Origin of the sequence: Bradyrhizobium sp. 199, from assembly GCF_023073355.1 — a bacterium.
In the GTDB taxonomy this organism is placed as follows: domain Bacteria; phylum Pseudomonadota; class Alphaproteobacteria; order Rhizobiales; family Xanthobacteraceae; genus Bradyrhizobium.
Map to the genome: position 1 here is coordinate 827216 of NZ_JADPJI010000008.1, position 13678 is coordinate 840893.

The window sequence follows — 13678 nt, forward strand, 5'->3', positions numbered from 1 at the left end:
CCAGAGCCGGCATTGCACCCCCGCCTCGGTCCCTGTAAACGAACCGCGCACCGTTGCCGGCCGCTGCCAAAGCCGCCGTCTCGCGGCGGGGCCTGTAGCTCAATGGTTAGAGCCGGCCGCTCATAACGGTCTGGTTGCAGGTTCGAGTCCTGCCGGGCCCACCAGCCTTCGCTCGCTTCGCGAGCTTCGGCTCCGCAAGCCAACCGAATTCTATCGTTGCGACGTGAGCAAAGCTGCGTCGCCGAAGCTCGAAGGGCGAAGGCGGGCTGCAGGACTTGTTGAGCATACACCGGCAGCTGATGACCTGAATCTCCAACTCACGCACTTGGGAAGCACCTGGTTCGTCCCGAGCAGCAACCGCTGCCGGCAAATCTCTCTCGGAGGCGACGGAAAAAGCCAGCTCTAAGGCCAGTCGCGTTCCATTAGCGAGTCGTCTATAGTGCCTTCTACCTTTGGTTGGCTGCAGTCCTCATGAACGGCTTTATCTCGTATTCGCACGTTGACTACCAGCTAATGGAGCAATTTAGGACGCACGCCCGAGCGATTGAACGCGCCTTCTCCTTTCAACTTTGGGCAGATCGCCGGATCGCTGCAGGTTATTACTGGGACGAACAAATCGCACGTGCGATCGCGTGCTCGGATGTCTTCGTCCTTCTTATTAGTCCGGGCTTTATTGCTTCAGATTATATCTTCGATCGTGAGATACCGGCCATAAACTCGAGGCGGGCAACAGGGGCGCTAGTCCTCCCTGTCGTTTTGCGCAGGTGCATGTGGCAGATAATCGCAAGCGCCCTCCAGGCTGTTCCGGTCGCGGAAGGACATGTTCGACCGATCATGGATTGGCGGCCGAATGATCACGGCTTCGATTCTGCACGCGATCAAATAACATCTGCAATTTCCAGTTATTTTGGATTAACCGCCCACCACATCAATTGGGGACAGAAATGACTCCCGGATGGGCACGTCTAGAAACTCTGCAGGCGAGCTTAACACGCGTGACAGAGGAGCTGGCACATTTTCAAACGATGCTGTCTTCCGTTAACGACCCAGCCTTGCGGACACGAGCGGAGCTGATGCTGAATACAGCGCAGTCTACAATCGGTTCACATCGCCCGTTTCCTAAACCTTCTATTGCAGATGACCTCGCGAGCTTATTGGCCGCAGCTCTTTCTTTTCGTACAGACAACGTGGATCCGGAGCTTGGAAGAACCACATCTCTTAACGCTCTTCGAAACATTAAGGGGCTGCTTATTGCGGAGCTCAGCGAAGCTATTGCCAGTGCAGAACAGGTTGGGGCACGGCCACGCCAGCAAAAATCCATTGAAGAGCCTCGACTTGAAGTAACGACGGCGGAAATCGATCCATTCGTGCCAAGATTGTTGGAGCGCTTGGATAATGTTGATCATGCTTTGAGTGCTTTGGAATTGGCTGATGAGAATCAACAAGGATTTCCGCAGCAACAAGCGCTGCTGACCTTCTACCTTGATTCGATGCGAGCCGAATTGAATCTGGCGCGATTACAGCTTTTGGTCGGCAACAAAGGTGTCGACCTTGCTGCGTTAGCACGCGCAGTTGAGGTCATGGCCGATCTCACTGGGGATTTTCTAGCTACCGTGAAGTCATGGGGAGCGCGGCTAGTAGGTTGGGGACTTGATCAAGCGAATAAAGTATCGAAGACAGTGCGAAAGGCGGCCAGAGGAGTTGGTGCCGTTACTCGTCGCCTTCTGACGAATAAGCGCCGCGTCAACTCAACCGAGAGCCCGATAGTTGAGTCGATCACACCTGTTGATTCGACTGTTGATAAGCCAACGACTCTGCAACAACATGCGATGCGGCTGCGACGGTTTGCGTTTGCGCTAGCGGGCAGTTTGGAAGACGCCGATAGAATCGTCGCCACTGCGCTAGGTCGCGCTGTCAGCAGTTCTATGAACTTTAAGAAAAGCGACGGAACGATCGATAATACATTTCTCTTCGATGAAATTCTGCGCATAGCGGGAGGCATGTTACCCAAATCCAACGATAGGCCGGCCTCCCGCTACGTAGCCAGCCTTCCGACAGAAGCTAGACAAGTGTTTCTTCTTACCGCCATGGAGGGTTTTTCGGCGAGAGAAGCTGGCAGCATTCTACGTCTCTCAGAAGCAAAGGTTAGGGCATTCATTGATGCGACAGGAGTTCTGTTGGGGCAACTCCTTCGAACGGATGTTTTGGTAATCGAGGATGACGAAGCAGCCGCCCGGGACATCTGTTCATCATTGGAAATGATAGGGCACACGGTTGTTGGCGTCGCGAAGACAGCGGACCAAGCAGTAGCATTGGGCCGAACTCGCCCTGTGGGCTTGATCACAGCCGACATTCAGCTCGCAGACGGAAGCTCAGGACTTTCTGCGGTGAATGAGATTCTACAATGGCAAAGCGTGCCGGTGGTGTTCATTACCGCTTACCCGGAGAGGTTTCTTACCGGCCGCCGGCCCGAACCGGCTTTCTTAGTAAGCAAACCATACGATAGGACCGCTCTGCTATTCTACATTAGCGCAGCACTCTTCTTTAGCCGGAAGGCGATAGCCCCGACGTAGAGAAGCCGGGTGATCCGGTAACCGTGCATTCAGTTGCTTGCGCAGCCTAGCGTCGATAAGATTGAGGCAGGGGGCGCAATCGCAGGACGAGATCGACGTTCCGGCGCAGCCTGCAAGGCCCGCGCACAAGGTGCTCGATGAAGCGTGTGCGAGGTCGAGCAGATCGGCACGCCCGCAGAACTACTGCATGTTCCGAATGCGCACCCGGCAACTGCGATTATCGATCGGCTAGATCCAGGGTTGCGACCTGATGGGCTTAGGGTCACAATGCATTAATGCCAATCCGCGCGAACTGCGTGCATCGCCACCCGCGGCTTGAAAAAGCTCCGCCCCCACTCGCATTCTCCACAGCCCTCCGGAACACGTGGACAAGCCCGGCCCTGCCGTTTTCGAATCCCTGCCCCGTGCTAAGCGCCGGGAACGAGCATGGGCGGCGCGGATTCGTCCGGGCAAGGAGCGATCTCGATGCTGATGACCAGGGAAAGACGGCCAGCGGTCCGCACGCTGCGCGGATGGGCGCTCAGCGTGCTGCAGGAGGTCGGCGCAATCCACGAATGCGAAGAACATGGTTGGGCGAAGGACCGGGCCGATCCTCACGCCCTGGCACGCGCCATCGAATTCGCCCGTCAGGATCCGCCGGCCGGCGTTTCTCCCGATGAGGCGACCGCGGAAATCCGCGACGTCCTCGATTCGATCGGAGACACGTGTCCGGAATGCCGGGACGGAGATTGCTGAAGCGGCACTGATCGCCATCCGAACCGCCGGCTTCCGTTCGACGGCTAGTCCTCGGCGGCGCCGTTGCGCCGGACCTCGGCGTACCAATCGGCGTAGGGCGTGTTCTTCGCCATGTGCCGGTTGAGGTCGGGAGCGCCGTCGCGCCACCACACGGGACCGCGCTCGCCGAGTGCGCGCTTCGCTTCGTCGACCGCTCGATGGGCTGCCGCTTCGGACTCGAGATCGGCGGACGCCTTGGCGTCGCGGACGGCGCGCCTTGCCGCCATCAGCCGCTTCACCAGACTTGCGCGCTCGTCTTCCGCAAGATCGGGGCTCGCCATTCGCCAGAGGCGCCCGCGGACGACGAAGTAGCGTCCGTCCGGCGTCACCGGATGCTTCATGCCGATTTTCGCCGCGCTCCTGAGGCCTGCTTCTTCGCGGACGTCTCCTTGGCGGCCGCCTTCTTGCCGGCGATCGGCATCAGCATCTCCTTCTGGCCGGCCGCCGCCTTCTTCGGCTTCTTCGCCGGTTTGTCTGCCTTGACAGGGGCAGCCTGCTTCCCGGCTTCCTTGCCGACACTCCGCCGCAGCGCCTCCATGAGGTCGACGACGTTCTCGCCCTTCGGCCGCTCCTTCGGCTGGATGACCTTTCCTGCCCGCTTTTCGTTGATCAGCTCGATCAGCGCGGTCTCGTAATGGTCCTCGAACTTTTCGGGCTCGAAACGCCCGGCCTTCTGGTTGACGATGTGCCGGGCGAGATCGAGCATGTCCTTGGTGACCTTCACGTCCTGGATATCGTCGAAATACTCCTGCTCGCTGCGCACCTCGTAGGGGTAGCGCAGAAGCGTGCCGACGAGGCCCTTGTCCATCGGCTCCAGCGCGATGATGTGCTCGCGGTTGGTCAGCACCACCCGCCCGATCGCGACCTTGTCCATCTCGCGGATGGTCTCGCGGATCACCGCGAAAGCGTCGTGGCCGACCTTGCCGTCCGGCCGGATGTAGTAGGGGCGGATCAAATAGCGCGGGTCGATGTCCGACCTGCCGACGAACTCGTCGATCTCGATGGTGCGCGTGGACTCCAGCGCGATCTCCTCGAGCTCTTCCTTGGACACCTCGATGTACTGGCCCTTGTCCAGCTCATAGCCCTTGACGATGTCCTCGTTCGGCACCTCATCGCCGGTCTCGGCGTCCACCTTCAGATATTTGACGCGGTGGCCGGTCTGCCGGTTGAGCTGGTTGAACGAGATCTTCTCGCTCTCGGACGTTGCCGGATAGAGCGCCACGGGACAGGTGACGAGGGACAGTCTCAGGAAGCCTTTCCAATTGGCGCGGGGGGCCATTTACGCAGAACTCCGGTTCGAGGCGGCTCGGATTCAAGACGAACGGCCGGCCTGGGTTCCGACATGGCATGTGGATAAAAGTGCAACCCTCCGAATTCGGGCGTTTACCTTCCCACCTGGGTGCACCTGCCGCTCATACCGGTCCAGTTACAGGTTCGAGTCCTGCCGGGCCCAACAGCCTTCGCTCGCTTCGCGAGCTTCGGCTCAGCAAGCCAGCACCACGAACTCCCAGCAGTCACCCACGATTCAATTTTTGTCTTTTGACCTTGCGGCAGGCAAATCTCCAACCGCGTCGCCGTTGCCACCGTGCGCGGCGATGAACATGGCGACGGCCGACCGGCAATAGGATTCGATTTCGGTGTCGTCCTCTGCTCTCGCCTGATCGAAGCGTGCGATCATCAGGAGATCGGATCCTTTGAAAAGCGCGGCAAACAAGCGGGCGGACCGGATAGGATCGGGCACATTCAGAAGCGCCTTCGCGTGCAACTGACGCAACAGGGCCTCGATTTGGGCGATGACGTGCGCGGGGCGGGCTTCGTAATGGAGCTTGCTTAACGACTTTTGATTCGTCGTGTCGGCCATGATCATGGCTTCGACATTGCGGACGTCTGATCTCAACAGCGTGCGAAGCAGGGATGATCCCACCGCCATGAGCTGATCTTCGGCCGAACCATCGACGCCTTCAAAAAGGCCCTGTGTAAACTGATGGCAGCCGGCCGCGATGGCCGCGCTGAACAGCGCCTCCTTGTTCTCGAAGTGCCTGTAGATGCTGAGCTTGGATATCTTCGCCCGCTGGGCGACCTTGTCCAATGTGGTCGCTTGAAAACCCAATTCCTCAAAGAGTTCGCGCGCGGCGTCAAGGATCGTTTGGCCAAGCGCCTCGTTGGCGGGCCGGCCGCGCCGGCCCTGGCTTTTTTCGGTCACCACAATTCCAGTACTTGACAGTATTCTAACTCTTGCATTACGATACCACATAGTATCCGAAATGTGCAAGCCAATGGGTGGGTTTCAACCTGTCCTCCAACGGAGCCCATCACAATGGATGACGTCATCATCATCGGCGGCAGCTTTGCCGGCCTCGCTGGCGCCCTGCAGCTCGGCCGTGCCCGCCGCAAGGTCACCGTTCTCGATACCGGCCTGCCGCGCAACCGCTTCGCCGGCCACTCGCATGGCCTGCTCGGCCACGATCACAAGCCACCGCTGGACATTCTGGCCGAGGCGCGGCAGCAGCTGGCGCGTTATCCCACGATCAAGCTGGTCAGTGCCCGGGCCGACAGCGTCTCCGGCGCCATCGACGATTTCAACGTCCTCACTTCCAATGGCGAAAGCCTTGGGGCGCGTCGCCTGATCCTGAGCTATGGCGTCACCGACCAGATGCCTGATGTTCCGGGCTTCGCCGAAGGCTGGGGCACCTCCATCGTGCCCTGCCCCTATTGCGACGGCTTTGAAGTCGCCGGCCAGCATTGGGGTCTCGTCTGGTCCGGCCGGCAGTCGCACAATCAGGTCAGGCTGTTTCACGATTGGACCGACAGGTTGACGGTCTTCGCCAATGGTCATGACATTCCGCCCGATATCCGGGCCGATCTGGCGCGCCGCAACACACCTGTCGTCGATGGCCGGATCATCGAGATCGCCCATCACGGGGGCCATAACGCCACCGTCAAGCTCGATATCGGCCCCGATGTCCCGGTCGACATCCTGTTCGCGCATCCGCGCAACAAGCCGTCCGCGAGCCTGCATGAATCACTAGGCCTCGCCACGATCGATACGCCCCTCGGCATCATCCTCAAGGTCGACGAGCGCCGCGAAACCAGCATGCCCGGCGTCTACGCCGCCGGCGACCTCGCCAACCCCCTTACGCCGCCATCGGTCACCCTGGCATCATCGCACGGCGCGATGGCGGGTATCTTCGCCCAGCAGTCGATGCTGGTTTGAGGAGATGAGCACAGCCGTCGAACCGGACAGCGCGGGTGTGCGCTTCCCTCCGCCCTTCGTCTATCTGGGAGCGCTGCTGTTAGGGCTGGCGGCGGAGCGGTTCGTCACCCTGCGCTCTTTCAGTATCGACTGGCGGTTGCTGGCCGCGACGGGCGCGCTGCTGTTCGTTGCCGGCGCGGCGATGATGCTTGCCGCGGCGGGGCTGTTCCGGCGGCTGGGCACCAACGTTCCGCCGTCGCAGCCGACGACCCTCATCGCAACGACCGGCCCTTATCGGTGGACCCGCAATCCCATGTATCTCGGCATGGCGCTGATCTATGCCGGCCTTGCGATCGGCTTCGACGGGCCGATCGCCTTCGCCTTGCTCCCATGGGTGCTGATCGCGATCCAGACGCAGGTGATCGCCCGCGAGGAGCGCTATCTCGAAACGAAGTTCGGCGACGACTACCGCCGCTACAAGGCCGAGGTTCGCCGCTGGCTCTGACTATTCCGCCATGGCCGCCTGCGGGGCCTGCCGATAACCAGCACCGGCTTCCTTGCCGTATTCTGAAAGTTGCGGGCCGGTGTCACGGAAAACCGACTGGCAGGCTCACCCCACAGTACACCCGGCGCCACTCCGAATTCAGGATCTCCGATGACCGACGACCTTCCCATTGTGCTCCTCCATGGCTCCGCCACCGGCTCCCATTCGTGGGCCGCGGTCCGCAAGGGTCTTGAGGCGCACGGCGCCAGGGTGTTGGCACCCGACATGCTCGGCTACGGACGGTCGCCGACACCGAGCGAGGGGTGGCAGCCAAAAGACGAGGTGGCCCACCTGCGCGGCTGGCTCGACATGCAGGGCGTCGGCGCGTTCCACCTCGTCACCCACTCGATCGGGACATTTTTCGGACTTCACCTGCGGCTGGCTGTGGGGGCTCGCGTGGCGCGGCTCACGTTGGTCGATCCTGTGGTCGTCAGCGTGCTGCGCGTGCCCGGGGAGGAAGACGCCCTGCGCGAGGTGCAGACCCTCTGCGATCGGTTCATGCGCGCGCTGCCGGATCACGGTGCGGCCGCCTGCCTGTTGGTGGAGCACTGGAGCGGCGCCGGCGCCTGGAACGCGCTGGGCGAGAAGGGGCGTGCGCTGGTTGCGGGGCTCGCACCGCGGCTGCGGCTCGAGATGACCGCCAGCGCAGCCGATCGGACCACGCTCGCCGAGCTCACCTCGCCCGCGGTGCCAACCTCGGTGCTCGTCGGCGAGCGAACGTCGGCCGCTCCGCGGTCGGTGAGCCGTCTGCTCGCGGGAGCGTTCGACGCCCGCACGGTCGTTGTCCCCGGGGCCGCACACATGATCCCGCTGACCCACCCCGCCGCGGTCGTCGAGGCGATTCACGCCGACATGGCGGCGTCGTGAATCGCGCCGAGCAGAAACGGCACAGCCGAGATGCGATGGCCAGCCCCGTCAACCAATTCAACACCAATTCCAGGAGTCGCCGGTAAAGTTGTTCGGTCACACCATTCTCGTCACCGGCGGAAGCGCCGGTACCGATCTGAAGGAAACCTTGACATGAAACACTCCCATCCCATCCTTGTTACCGGTGCCGCTGGCCAAGTTGGAGCGATCGGACCGAGCGTGACGAAGTCTCTGCTGGAGCGCGGGCTGAAGGTGCGCGCCATGGTCCGCCAGGATGACGGCCGGGCGGAATCGCTGAGGGCACTTGGTACCGAGGTGATCGTCGGAGATTTGTTCGACCTTGACGCGGTGCACCGCGCCGTGGATGGCTGCAAGCGCCTGTACTTCAGCATGTCGGTCAACGAGAGGTATCTCGAGGCTACGACGAACGTGGCGGCCGTTGCCCGGCACCATGGCGTCGAAGCATTCGTCAACATGTCGCAGATGACGGTGTCGGACATGAGCATCCGCGAGACCGCGCGCAGCCCGCAGCACAAGCAGCACTGGCTGGCCGAGCAGGTCTTGCGGTGGAGCGGCTTGCCGGTGGTCACGATGCGTCCCACCGCCTTCATGGACGCGTTCTTCTGGCGGTTTGCCGTTCCGACGGTCACCGCTCAGGACGCGCTGATGTTGCCCTTCGGAGAGGGAAAGACGTCGCCGATCGCCGCCCACGATGTTGCGCGGTGCGTGACGGAGGTGTTGGCGAATCCCGAGTCTCACCTTGGCAAGGTTTACGAGCTGACCGGTCCCCGCGCGGAGACTCTCCGCGAGGTCGCCGAAGATTTCACAAGAGTCTTGGGGCGTCCAATCACCTACATGAACATTCCGTTGGAACCGTGGCTGGAGATCCTGCGATCCATTGGCGCATCCGCACACGTGGTCGCACACTTGGAGTCGATGGCACTGCTGCACCGGGACGGCCGATACGACCGATCCTCGGACGATGTGAACCTGCTGACCGGTGTGTCGCCGATGTCGATCGAGGACTTCGTGCGCGCGCATCAGGACGACTTTCAGAAGGCAGACGCGCGCAAGCCGTAAGCTTTCGCTTATAGGCCGGATGAACTGCCTCGTCTCGGAAGTCCCCGGCGGTCGCCACCGCGCCCAGTGACCGGGCCAGAACAAGATATGTCATGGCGCAGCACAATGCCGATCAGGTCGCCGACTGGAATGGCCAAAGCGGGGAGCGCTGGGTCGCCCACCAGGCCCGGCTCGATGCCAGGCTTGAGGTGTTCGGCCAGGCCGCGATCGAAGCCGCCGCGCCCGCGACGGGCGAGCGCGTGCTGGACGTCGGCTGCGGCGCGGGCGCGTCGAGTCTGGCTCTGGCCGCCCGCGTCGGCGCCGGGGGCCAGGTGCTGGGCGTGGACATATCCGAACCGCTGATCCGCCGAGCGCGCGCGCTTGCGCCACAGGATATGCCGGTCCTGTTCCGGGTGGCCGACGCCAGCAGCGCCGAGCTGCCCGAGGGCGTGTTCGACATCCTGTTCTCGCGTTTCGGGGTGATGTTCTTCGACGATCCGACAAGGGCGTTCGCCCATATGCGCCGGGCGCTCCGGCCGGGCGGTCGGGTCGCTTTCGTCTGCTGGCGTGGCGCGGCCGAGAACGATTGGGTGCGCCTGCCAATGGACGCGATCAAAGGCATCGTCCCGCCGACGGCGCCGCCCGATCCCGAAGCACCCGGTCCATTCTCGTTCGGCGAACCGGGGCGGATGGCTCGCATCCTGACGGCGGCCGGCTTCACCGATATCGCTATCGCACCCTTCGATGCTTCCGTCCCGTTTGGCGAGGGCGCGACGCGGAACGCGGCGATCGACGACGCGGTGAAGATGACGTTCGAGGTCGGCCCGCTGTCGCGCGCGATCGCTGATCAGCCCGACGACATCCGCGCCCGCGCCTCGGCCGCGGTTCGTGCCGCTTTCGCGGGCCGCCCCGGCGAGCGGTCGGTGACGATCGACAGCGCGACGTGGATCGTCACGGCGCGCAATCCCGCAAGCTGATAGCGATTAGCAGGGCAGACGCCCCCCTCGGTGGAGACGGCGTCTTGGGCCGGTCAGCGGGAGATGAGGGCGCATTCGCCGGCGGTCTCGGAGAGTAGAGAGTTAGTTGGTGGGCCAAACGGTCAAGGTAATCGAAGCCTTGGCTCCGGGATGCCCGCGGATGGACATTTCGCTGCGTCCTGTTTGTTCCTCCTATCTGCTGTGTCACGTCACGGCATCTACTATTTTCGACGGCCTGTCCGTTGTGGCTTCGATCAAACTCAGGCGTCGACGGGATGGCCGCAGGAAACGATCACTCCTCGACACCGGGTGTCAGCATGGCATTGGCCGAGCTGCCAGCAACAGCCGAAATGCATTTGCCGGCGCGGTGAATGCTATTGAGCGGTTCTTGGCGCCGTTTGAATGCTGGTCGATGATTGACTAAGGCCTGCACGGAGATGAGACGGGTGATCCGAAGCTTGCGAATATCAACGACCCTGAGGAGGCCGAGGCATTTTTGCGCCTGCTAGATTTAACCAATAATTGGTTTAGAATTACGCTTGCGTCAGCCGCCCGATCAGCCGGCCATGATGCGATTGCGGCCTGCATCCTTCGCCTTGTACAATGCAGCGTCAGCGCGCGCCAAAATGTCCTCTGGGGCATCATTGGGACGAACCTGCTCTATGCCCGCCGAGAAGGTCACCCTCAAGTCATTTGAGATCGAGTTCCAATCCAGTTCTGAAATGACCTGCCGCAAGCGGTCCATTGCCGAAACGGCCTGGTCCTTTGAACTCCCCGGCATGACGACAAGAAACTCCTCACCGCCGTATCTTCCAAGCCTGTCGATTGAACGAATGTTGGCAGCAAGGGTGATTGCAAAGCCTCGCAGCACCTCGTCTCCGGTTGGATGACCATACCCGTCATTGATGCGCTTGAAGAAGTCTATGTCCAAAATGGCCACCGAGCACGGCGTAGCTGCACGCTGCGCCCGCGCCATTTCGTCATTCAATGCGCGCATGACGTAACGTCGGTTCAGTACTCCGGTCAGCTCATCGATTTGTGCAAGCTCCTCGATCTTGGCGTGCGCGAGCTTGAGTTCATTGCCGCGCCTGTAAAGTGCTTCGCGGAGCGAGGCGCCATAAAGACCGGTGAAGGCGCATCTGCCAAGAGCCGTGACAAAGCACAGCAAAGCCAAATGCCGTTCTGCAAACGTCTCCATCGGCATGGCGATGGCCTGACTGGTCAGCGTAAAGACGGACGTGAGTCCAATCGCAGCATAAGCCCAAACAACCCCGGTCTGCCGGGCGGACATTCGTAGCGCCCCAAATCCGAGCACCACGAAGATGATGCAGGCGAAATAGAACCCGACTTCAGGGATGAAGTAGATCGCCGCGATTTGAATGCCTATGCTTCCGAGGCTTTGCGGTACCGTGAGGTAGTGATCCCGGAAGCGGTCGTTGAAGTGCCATTCCGAAAGGATCAACGTTATCGCTGTCCAACCAACTCCCGCCGCGAGGTACCAGGCTGAAGCCGAACCCGGTATGGTGCCGCTGAGCGAGTAGAGAAACAGGATAGCAGCATCCAGGATGAAGCTGACCATCTGCGCGAGGTACATCTGCCGCCGCAAGCGGGCGCGCTTTTTAACTCCGTCCTTGACCTCTGCCCGAGGTTCGACGGTTGCCAACTGGAATGCAGATTGCGCCATACCAAGTTATCCCGATCTCCCCTCAGGAAACCGTAAAGGCGTTAAAATTCAGAATGCTACGTTTGGTTACCAGATGCCTAAGGCACCAAAGCAGTTGAAAAACGGTCCTGCATCGAGACTCGGCAGCTTCGGGTGGTAATGGGTGCCGAATCCTTGCCGAAATAGCAGTCGCCTTATCGGCGCGACCGCGTCTTCGCCCGGTTTCCGCAGGTGGCCATCTCGCACCAGCGGCGGGATCTGTTTTTGGTGCGATCGATGAACAGCCAGTGGCAGTCGTGCTGTGGGCATCGTTTCAATCGGCCGAGCTCGTCACCGCGCAGCAGGTCGACCGCGGCCCATGCAAGCGGGCCAATGATCTGATCGGCGTGTGTGAACGCGATGCGGGCTGGCGCGCCAGTCAGGGATGCAGCCATGAAAGTGCGGGCCGCAAGATCGTGGATCACGGCCAGCCCCTGCGCGGCCGGTTCCGCGCCGGCCGCGATCGCAGCGCCCACTTCGTCGATCGCGGTGCGCAGGCTCCGACCCTGGTCGACCAGCAGCGCCCGCTGCCTTGTGGGAAGCGAAAAATCGACTCCTACGAGTCCGGCATGCTTCGCCCACGCCAGAATTCCGTCAGCGTCGCGCAAGTGATCGACCTCGTGGTCCGTGCCTCGCCAGCTGATCGTGTTGGCGAAGTCGAGCGCCAGATTCCCCGCGATGCGGTGAAGCGGTCCAGGAACCGGACCATGGGCGATGCTGCGCAAACCGTTCACGCGGGATGATCCTTCAAAGGCCGGAGCGCCATTGCGGCCGCCGCCAGCATGAGGGCAGCACCGGCTATCTCGACCGCACCGATCGTCTCGCCGAACAACCAGGCCCCGGTGCCGAGCGCGATGATCGGCGAAACAAAGGCATAGAGACCTGCGCGCATCGTACCCCATTCACGCAGCAGCACGAGATAGATCGTGTAAGCGACAATCGTCCCGAGCAGCAACAGGAACAACAGGCTGCCGATTGCCGCTGGGGTGAGGAAAGCGTCGAGCGTGTCTCTCGATATCGGTTCCAGCGCCAGCGAAAGGCCGAGCAGCGCGGCGCCGCCGATCGCCGCCTGCACCATGGTCAGGGCCAGAGGCTTGACCGGACCGATCAACGGGCGCGCGACCACGCTGCCGACGCAATAGCTGACGGTCGCAATCACGATTGCCCCGAGCCCGACGCCGCTCGCACCGCGCTCAGCGCCAAGCCGCGCCCAGAATAGCCCGACGAGACCGACACAACCGATCGCGAGTACGACCGCATGACGCCATGTCGGCCGCTCCTCGCCCGTCAGTGCGGCGAGACCAAACAGCAGGACCGGAATCAGGGTCAGATTGACGAGCCCCGACAGCCCCGACGGCACGTGCTGCATTCCCCAGAACAGCAAGCCGTAAGTGCCGGTGTTGACCAGCAGTGCTGAAACGACCGTTCGCCTGGCGCGCCCTTCGGTGAATGCGGCGCCGGCTCCACGCACTGCGATCGCCAGCAGTGCGGCCGCCAACAGGTATCGCGCCGCAGCCAGCAGCAGCGGCGGCAAATCGCTGAGCCCGATCTTGATGGCGGCCCAAGTCAGCCCCCAGATCAACGACATTACGGTGAAGAGGACGACGTTGCGCACCATGCTCAGCGCAGATCCTGCTGATCGATCAGGATGCGGTGGATCTCCACCCTTTTGGGGAGTTCGATCAGGAGTTCGGGATCGCGCTCGAGGTGATGCACCTTGGTCGGCTCGCCCCCGGTGAAGGCAGTCATCGCCTGCATATCGGACCAATAAGAGATGGTCGTGAACCACGTCTCCTCGTCGCGGTCCTCGCGCAGCAGCTGGACGCCGAGCGCCGTCTTCTCCAGCGGCGGAATACCTTCGGCCCGCAAATATTGCTCGTATCTGTCAGCGACGTCCGGCCGGGTACGCCCGCGCCAGATGCGCGCAATGGAAGGCTTGGTCGCCATTTTTGCTTCCTCCTGTGGACAGGCATCGACATGAGCGCGGCG

At 61.8% G+C, this 13678-nt stretch carries 16 protein-coding genes and 1 tRNA gene; 10 read left to right on the forward strand and 7 right to left on the reverse strand.

Translation table 11 applies throughout. From position 1 onward, the window contains the following. Positions 1 to 88 precede the first annotated feature (88 nt). The 4 genes from IVB28_RS26325 to IVB28_RS26340 all read left to right on the forward strand — a co-directional run bounded on the left by IVB28_RS26325 (position 89) and on the right by IVB28_RS26340 (position 3308). A tRNA-Ile gene (locus tag IVB28_RS26325) sits at positions 89 to 164 on the forward strand. Positions 165 to 471: 307 nt separating this feature from the next. Continuing rightward, positions 472 to 948 carry a toll/interleukin-1 receptor domain-containing protein gene (locus tag IVB28_RS26330; protein ID WP_247530046.1) on the forward strand — a complete coding sequence of 159 codons (477 nt, stop codon included), beginning with the start codon at positions 472 to 474 and terminating at the stop codon, positions 946 to 948. Positions 949 to 1073: 125 nt separating this feature from the next. Then, on the forward strand, positions 1074 to 2573 hold the full coding sequence (locus IVB28_RS26335; RefSeq protein WP_247530047.1) for a response regulator: 1500 nt from the start codon (positions 1074 to 1076) through the stop codon (positions 2571 to 2573). Between the two features lie 465 nt (positions 2574 to 3038). Further along, complete coding sequence (locus IVB28_RS26340) at positions 3039 to 3308, forward strand: hypothetical protein (RefSeq protein ID WP_247530049.1); 270 nt, start codon at positions 3039 to 3041, stop codon at positions 3306 to 3308. Positions 3309 to 3352: 44 nt separating this feature from the next. Here IVB28_RS26340 and IVB28_RS26345 read toward each other — a convergent pair whose 3' ends face one another. From IVB28_RS26345 to IVB28_RS26355, 3 genes are all read right to left on the reverse strand, one after another. After that, positions 3353 to 3688: a hypothetical protein gene (locus tag IVB28_RS26345; RefSeq protein ID WP_247530050.1), complete on the reverse strand. Its 336-nt coding sequence runs from the start codon at positions 3686 to 3688 to the stop codon at positions 3353 to 3355. Beyond that, positions 3685 to 4626 (reverse strand): Ku protein, encoded by a 942-nt coding sequence (locus tag IVB28_RS26350; RefSeq protein WP_247530051.1) that lies wholly within the window; start codon positions 4624 to 4626, stop codon positions 3685 to 3687. The genes IVB28_RS26345 and IVB28_RS26350 overlap by 4 nt, the downstream gene beginning before the upstream one ends. Before the next feature lie 246 nt (positions 4627 to 4872). After that, complete coding sequence (locus IVB28_RS26355; RefSeq protein ID WP_247530052.1) at positions 4873 to 5550, reverse strand: TetR/AcrR family transcriptional regulator; 678 nt, start codon at positions 5548 to 5550, stop codon at positions 4873 to 4875. 114 nt (positions 5551 to 5664) lie between these two features. On the opposite strand from IVB28_RS26355, the gene IVB28_RS26360 reads away from it, so the two are divergent. The 6 genes from IVB28_RS26360 to IVB28_RS26385 all read left to right on the forward strand — a co-directional run bounded on the left by IVB28_RS26360 (position 5665) and on the right by IVB28_RS26385 (position 10411). Further along, positions 5665 to 6561, forward strand: a complete 897-nt coding sequence (locus IVB28_RS26360; RefSeq protein WP_247530053.1) for an NAD(P)/FAD-dependent oxidoreductase — start codon at positions 5665 to 5667, stop codon at positions 6559 to 6561. A 4-nt stretch (positions 6562 to 6565) separates the two neighbouring features. Next, positions 6566 to 7045, forward strand: a complete 480-nt coding sequence (locus IVB28_RS26365) for an isoprenylcysteine carboxylmethyltransferase family protein (protein WP_247530054.1) — start codon at positions 6566 to 6568, stop codon at positions 7043 to 7045. 150 nt (positions 7046 to 7195) lie between these two features. Beyond that, positions 7196 to 7951 carry an alpha/beta fold hydrolase gene (locus IVB28_RS26370; protein ID WP_247530055.1) on the forward strand — a complete coding sequence of 252 codons (756 nt, stop codon included), beginning with the start codon at positions 7196 to 7198 and terminating at the stop codon, positions 7949 to 7951. A 153-nt stretch (positions 7952 to 8104) separates the two neighbouring features. Next, entirely contained in the window at positions 8105 to 9031 is a 927-nt protein-coding gene (locus tag IVB28_RS26375) for an NmrA family NAD(P)-binding protein (protein WP_247530056.1), read from the forward strand. Between the two features lie 92 nt (positions 9032 to 9123). Then, positions 9124 to 9987 carry a class I SAM-dependent methyltransferase gene (locus tag IVB28_RS26380; protein WP_247530057.1) on the forward strand — a complete coding sequence of 288 codons (864 nt, stop codon included), beginning with the start codon at positions 9124 to 9126 and terminating at the stop codon, positions 9985 to 9987. Positions 9988 to 10147: 160 nt separating this feature from the next. Then, positions 10148 to 10411, forward strand: coding sequence for a hypothetical protein (locus IVB28_RS26385; protein ID WP_247530059.1), 264 nt, complete (start codon positions 10148 to 10150; stop codon positions 10409 to 10411). A 132-nt stretch (positions 10412 to 10543) separates the two neighbouring features. Here the strand turns inward: IVB28_RS26385 and IVB28_RS26390 are convergent, their stop codons facing one another. The 4 genes from IVB28_RS26390 to IVB28_RS26405 all read right to left on the reverse strand — a co-directional run bounded on the left by IVB28_RS26390 (position 10544) and on the right by IVB28_RS26405 (position 13636). Beyond that, positions 10544 to 11671, reverse strand: coding sequence for a GGDEF domain-containing protein (locus tag IVB28_RS26390; RefSeq protein WP_247530060.1), 1128 nt, complete (start codon positions 11669 to 11671; stop codon positions 10544 to 10546). 173 nt (positions 11672 to 11844) lie between these two features. Continuing rightward, positions 11845 to 12423 (reverse strand): ABATE domain-containing protein, encoded by a 579-nt coding sequence (locus IVB28_RS26395; RefSeq protein ID WP_247530061.1) that lies wholly within the window; start codon positions 12421 to 12423, stop codon positions 11845 to 11847. Continuing rightward, complete coding sequence (locus IVB28_RS26400; protein ID WP_247530062.1) at positions 12420 to 13307, reverse strand: EamA family transporter; 888 nt, start codon at positions 13305 to 13307, stop codon at positions 12420 to 12422. Before IVB28_RS26400 ends, IVB28_RS26395 begins: the two co-directional genes overlap by 4 nt. A 2-nt stretch (positions 13308 to 13309) precedes the next feature. Further along, the gene (locus IVB28_RS26405) at positions 13310 to 13636 is read right to left on the reverse strand and encodes a hypothetical protein (RefSeq protein WP_247530063.1); all 327 of its coding nucleotides are present in this window, start codon (positions 13634 to 13636) and stop codon (positions 13310 to 13312) included. Between the last annotated feature and the right edge of the window lie 42 nt (positions 13637 to 13678).

Bases quoted from the DNA above. Each gene is read 5' to 3' on its own strand.
- IVB28_RS26330 (WP_247530046.1), top strand. From the start codon at position 472: ATGAACGGCTTTATCTCGTATTCGCACGTTGACTACCAGCTAATGGAG.
- IVB28_RS26335 (WP_247530047.1), top strand. From the start codon at position 1,074: ATGCTGAATACAGCGCAGTCTACAATCGGTTCACATCGCCCGTTTCCT.
- IVB28_RS26340 (WP_247530049.1), top strand. From the start codon at position 3,039: ATGCTGATGACCAGGGAAAGACGGCCAGCGGTCCGCACGCTGCGCGGA.
- IVB28_RS26345 (WP_247530050.1), bottom strand. From the start codon at position 3,688: ATGAAGCATCCGGTGACGCCGGACGGACGCTACTTCGTCGTCCGCGGG.
- IVB28_RS26350 (WP_247530051.1), bottom strand. From the start codon at position 4,626: ATGGCCCCCCGCGCCAATTGGAAAGGCTTCCTGAGACTGTCCCTCGTC.
- IVB28_RS26360 (WP_247530053.1), top strand. From the start codon at position 5,665: ATGGATGACGTCATCATCATCGGCGGCAGCTTTGCCGGCCTCGCTGGC.
- IVB28_RS26365 (WP_247530054.1), top strand. From the start codon at position 6,566: ATGAGCACAGCCGTCGAACCGGACAGCGCGGGTGTGCGCTTCCCTCCG.
- IVB28_RS26370 (WP_247530055.1), top strand. From the start codon at position 7,196: ATGACCGACGACCTTCCCATTGTGCTCCTCCATGGCTCCGCCACCGGC.
- IVB28_RS26375 (WP_247530056.1), top strand. From the start codon at position 8,105: ATGAAACACTCCCATCCCATCCTTGTTACCGGTGCCGCTGGCCAAGTT.
- IVB28_RS26380 (WP_247530057.1), top strand. From the start codon at position 9,124: ATGGCGCAGCACAATGCCGATCAGGTCGCCGACTGGAATGGCCAAAGC.
- IVB28_RS26385 (WP_247530059.1), top strand. From the start codon at position 10,148: ATGGACATTTCGCTGCGTCCTGTTTGTTCCTCCTATCTGCTGTGTCAC.
- IVB28_RS26390 (WP_247530060.1), bottom strand. From the start codon at position 11,671: ATGGCGCAATCTGCATTCCAGTTGGCAACCGTCGAACCTCGGGCAGAG.
- IVB28_RS26400 (WP_247530062.1), bottom strand. From the start codon at position 13,307: ATGGTGCGCAACGTCGTCCTCTTCACCGTAATGTCGTTGATCTGGGGG.
- IVB28_RS26405 (WP_247530063.1), bottom strand. From the start codon at position 13,636: ATGGCGACCAAGCCTTCCATTGCGCGCATCTGGCGCGGGCGTACCCGG.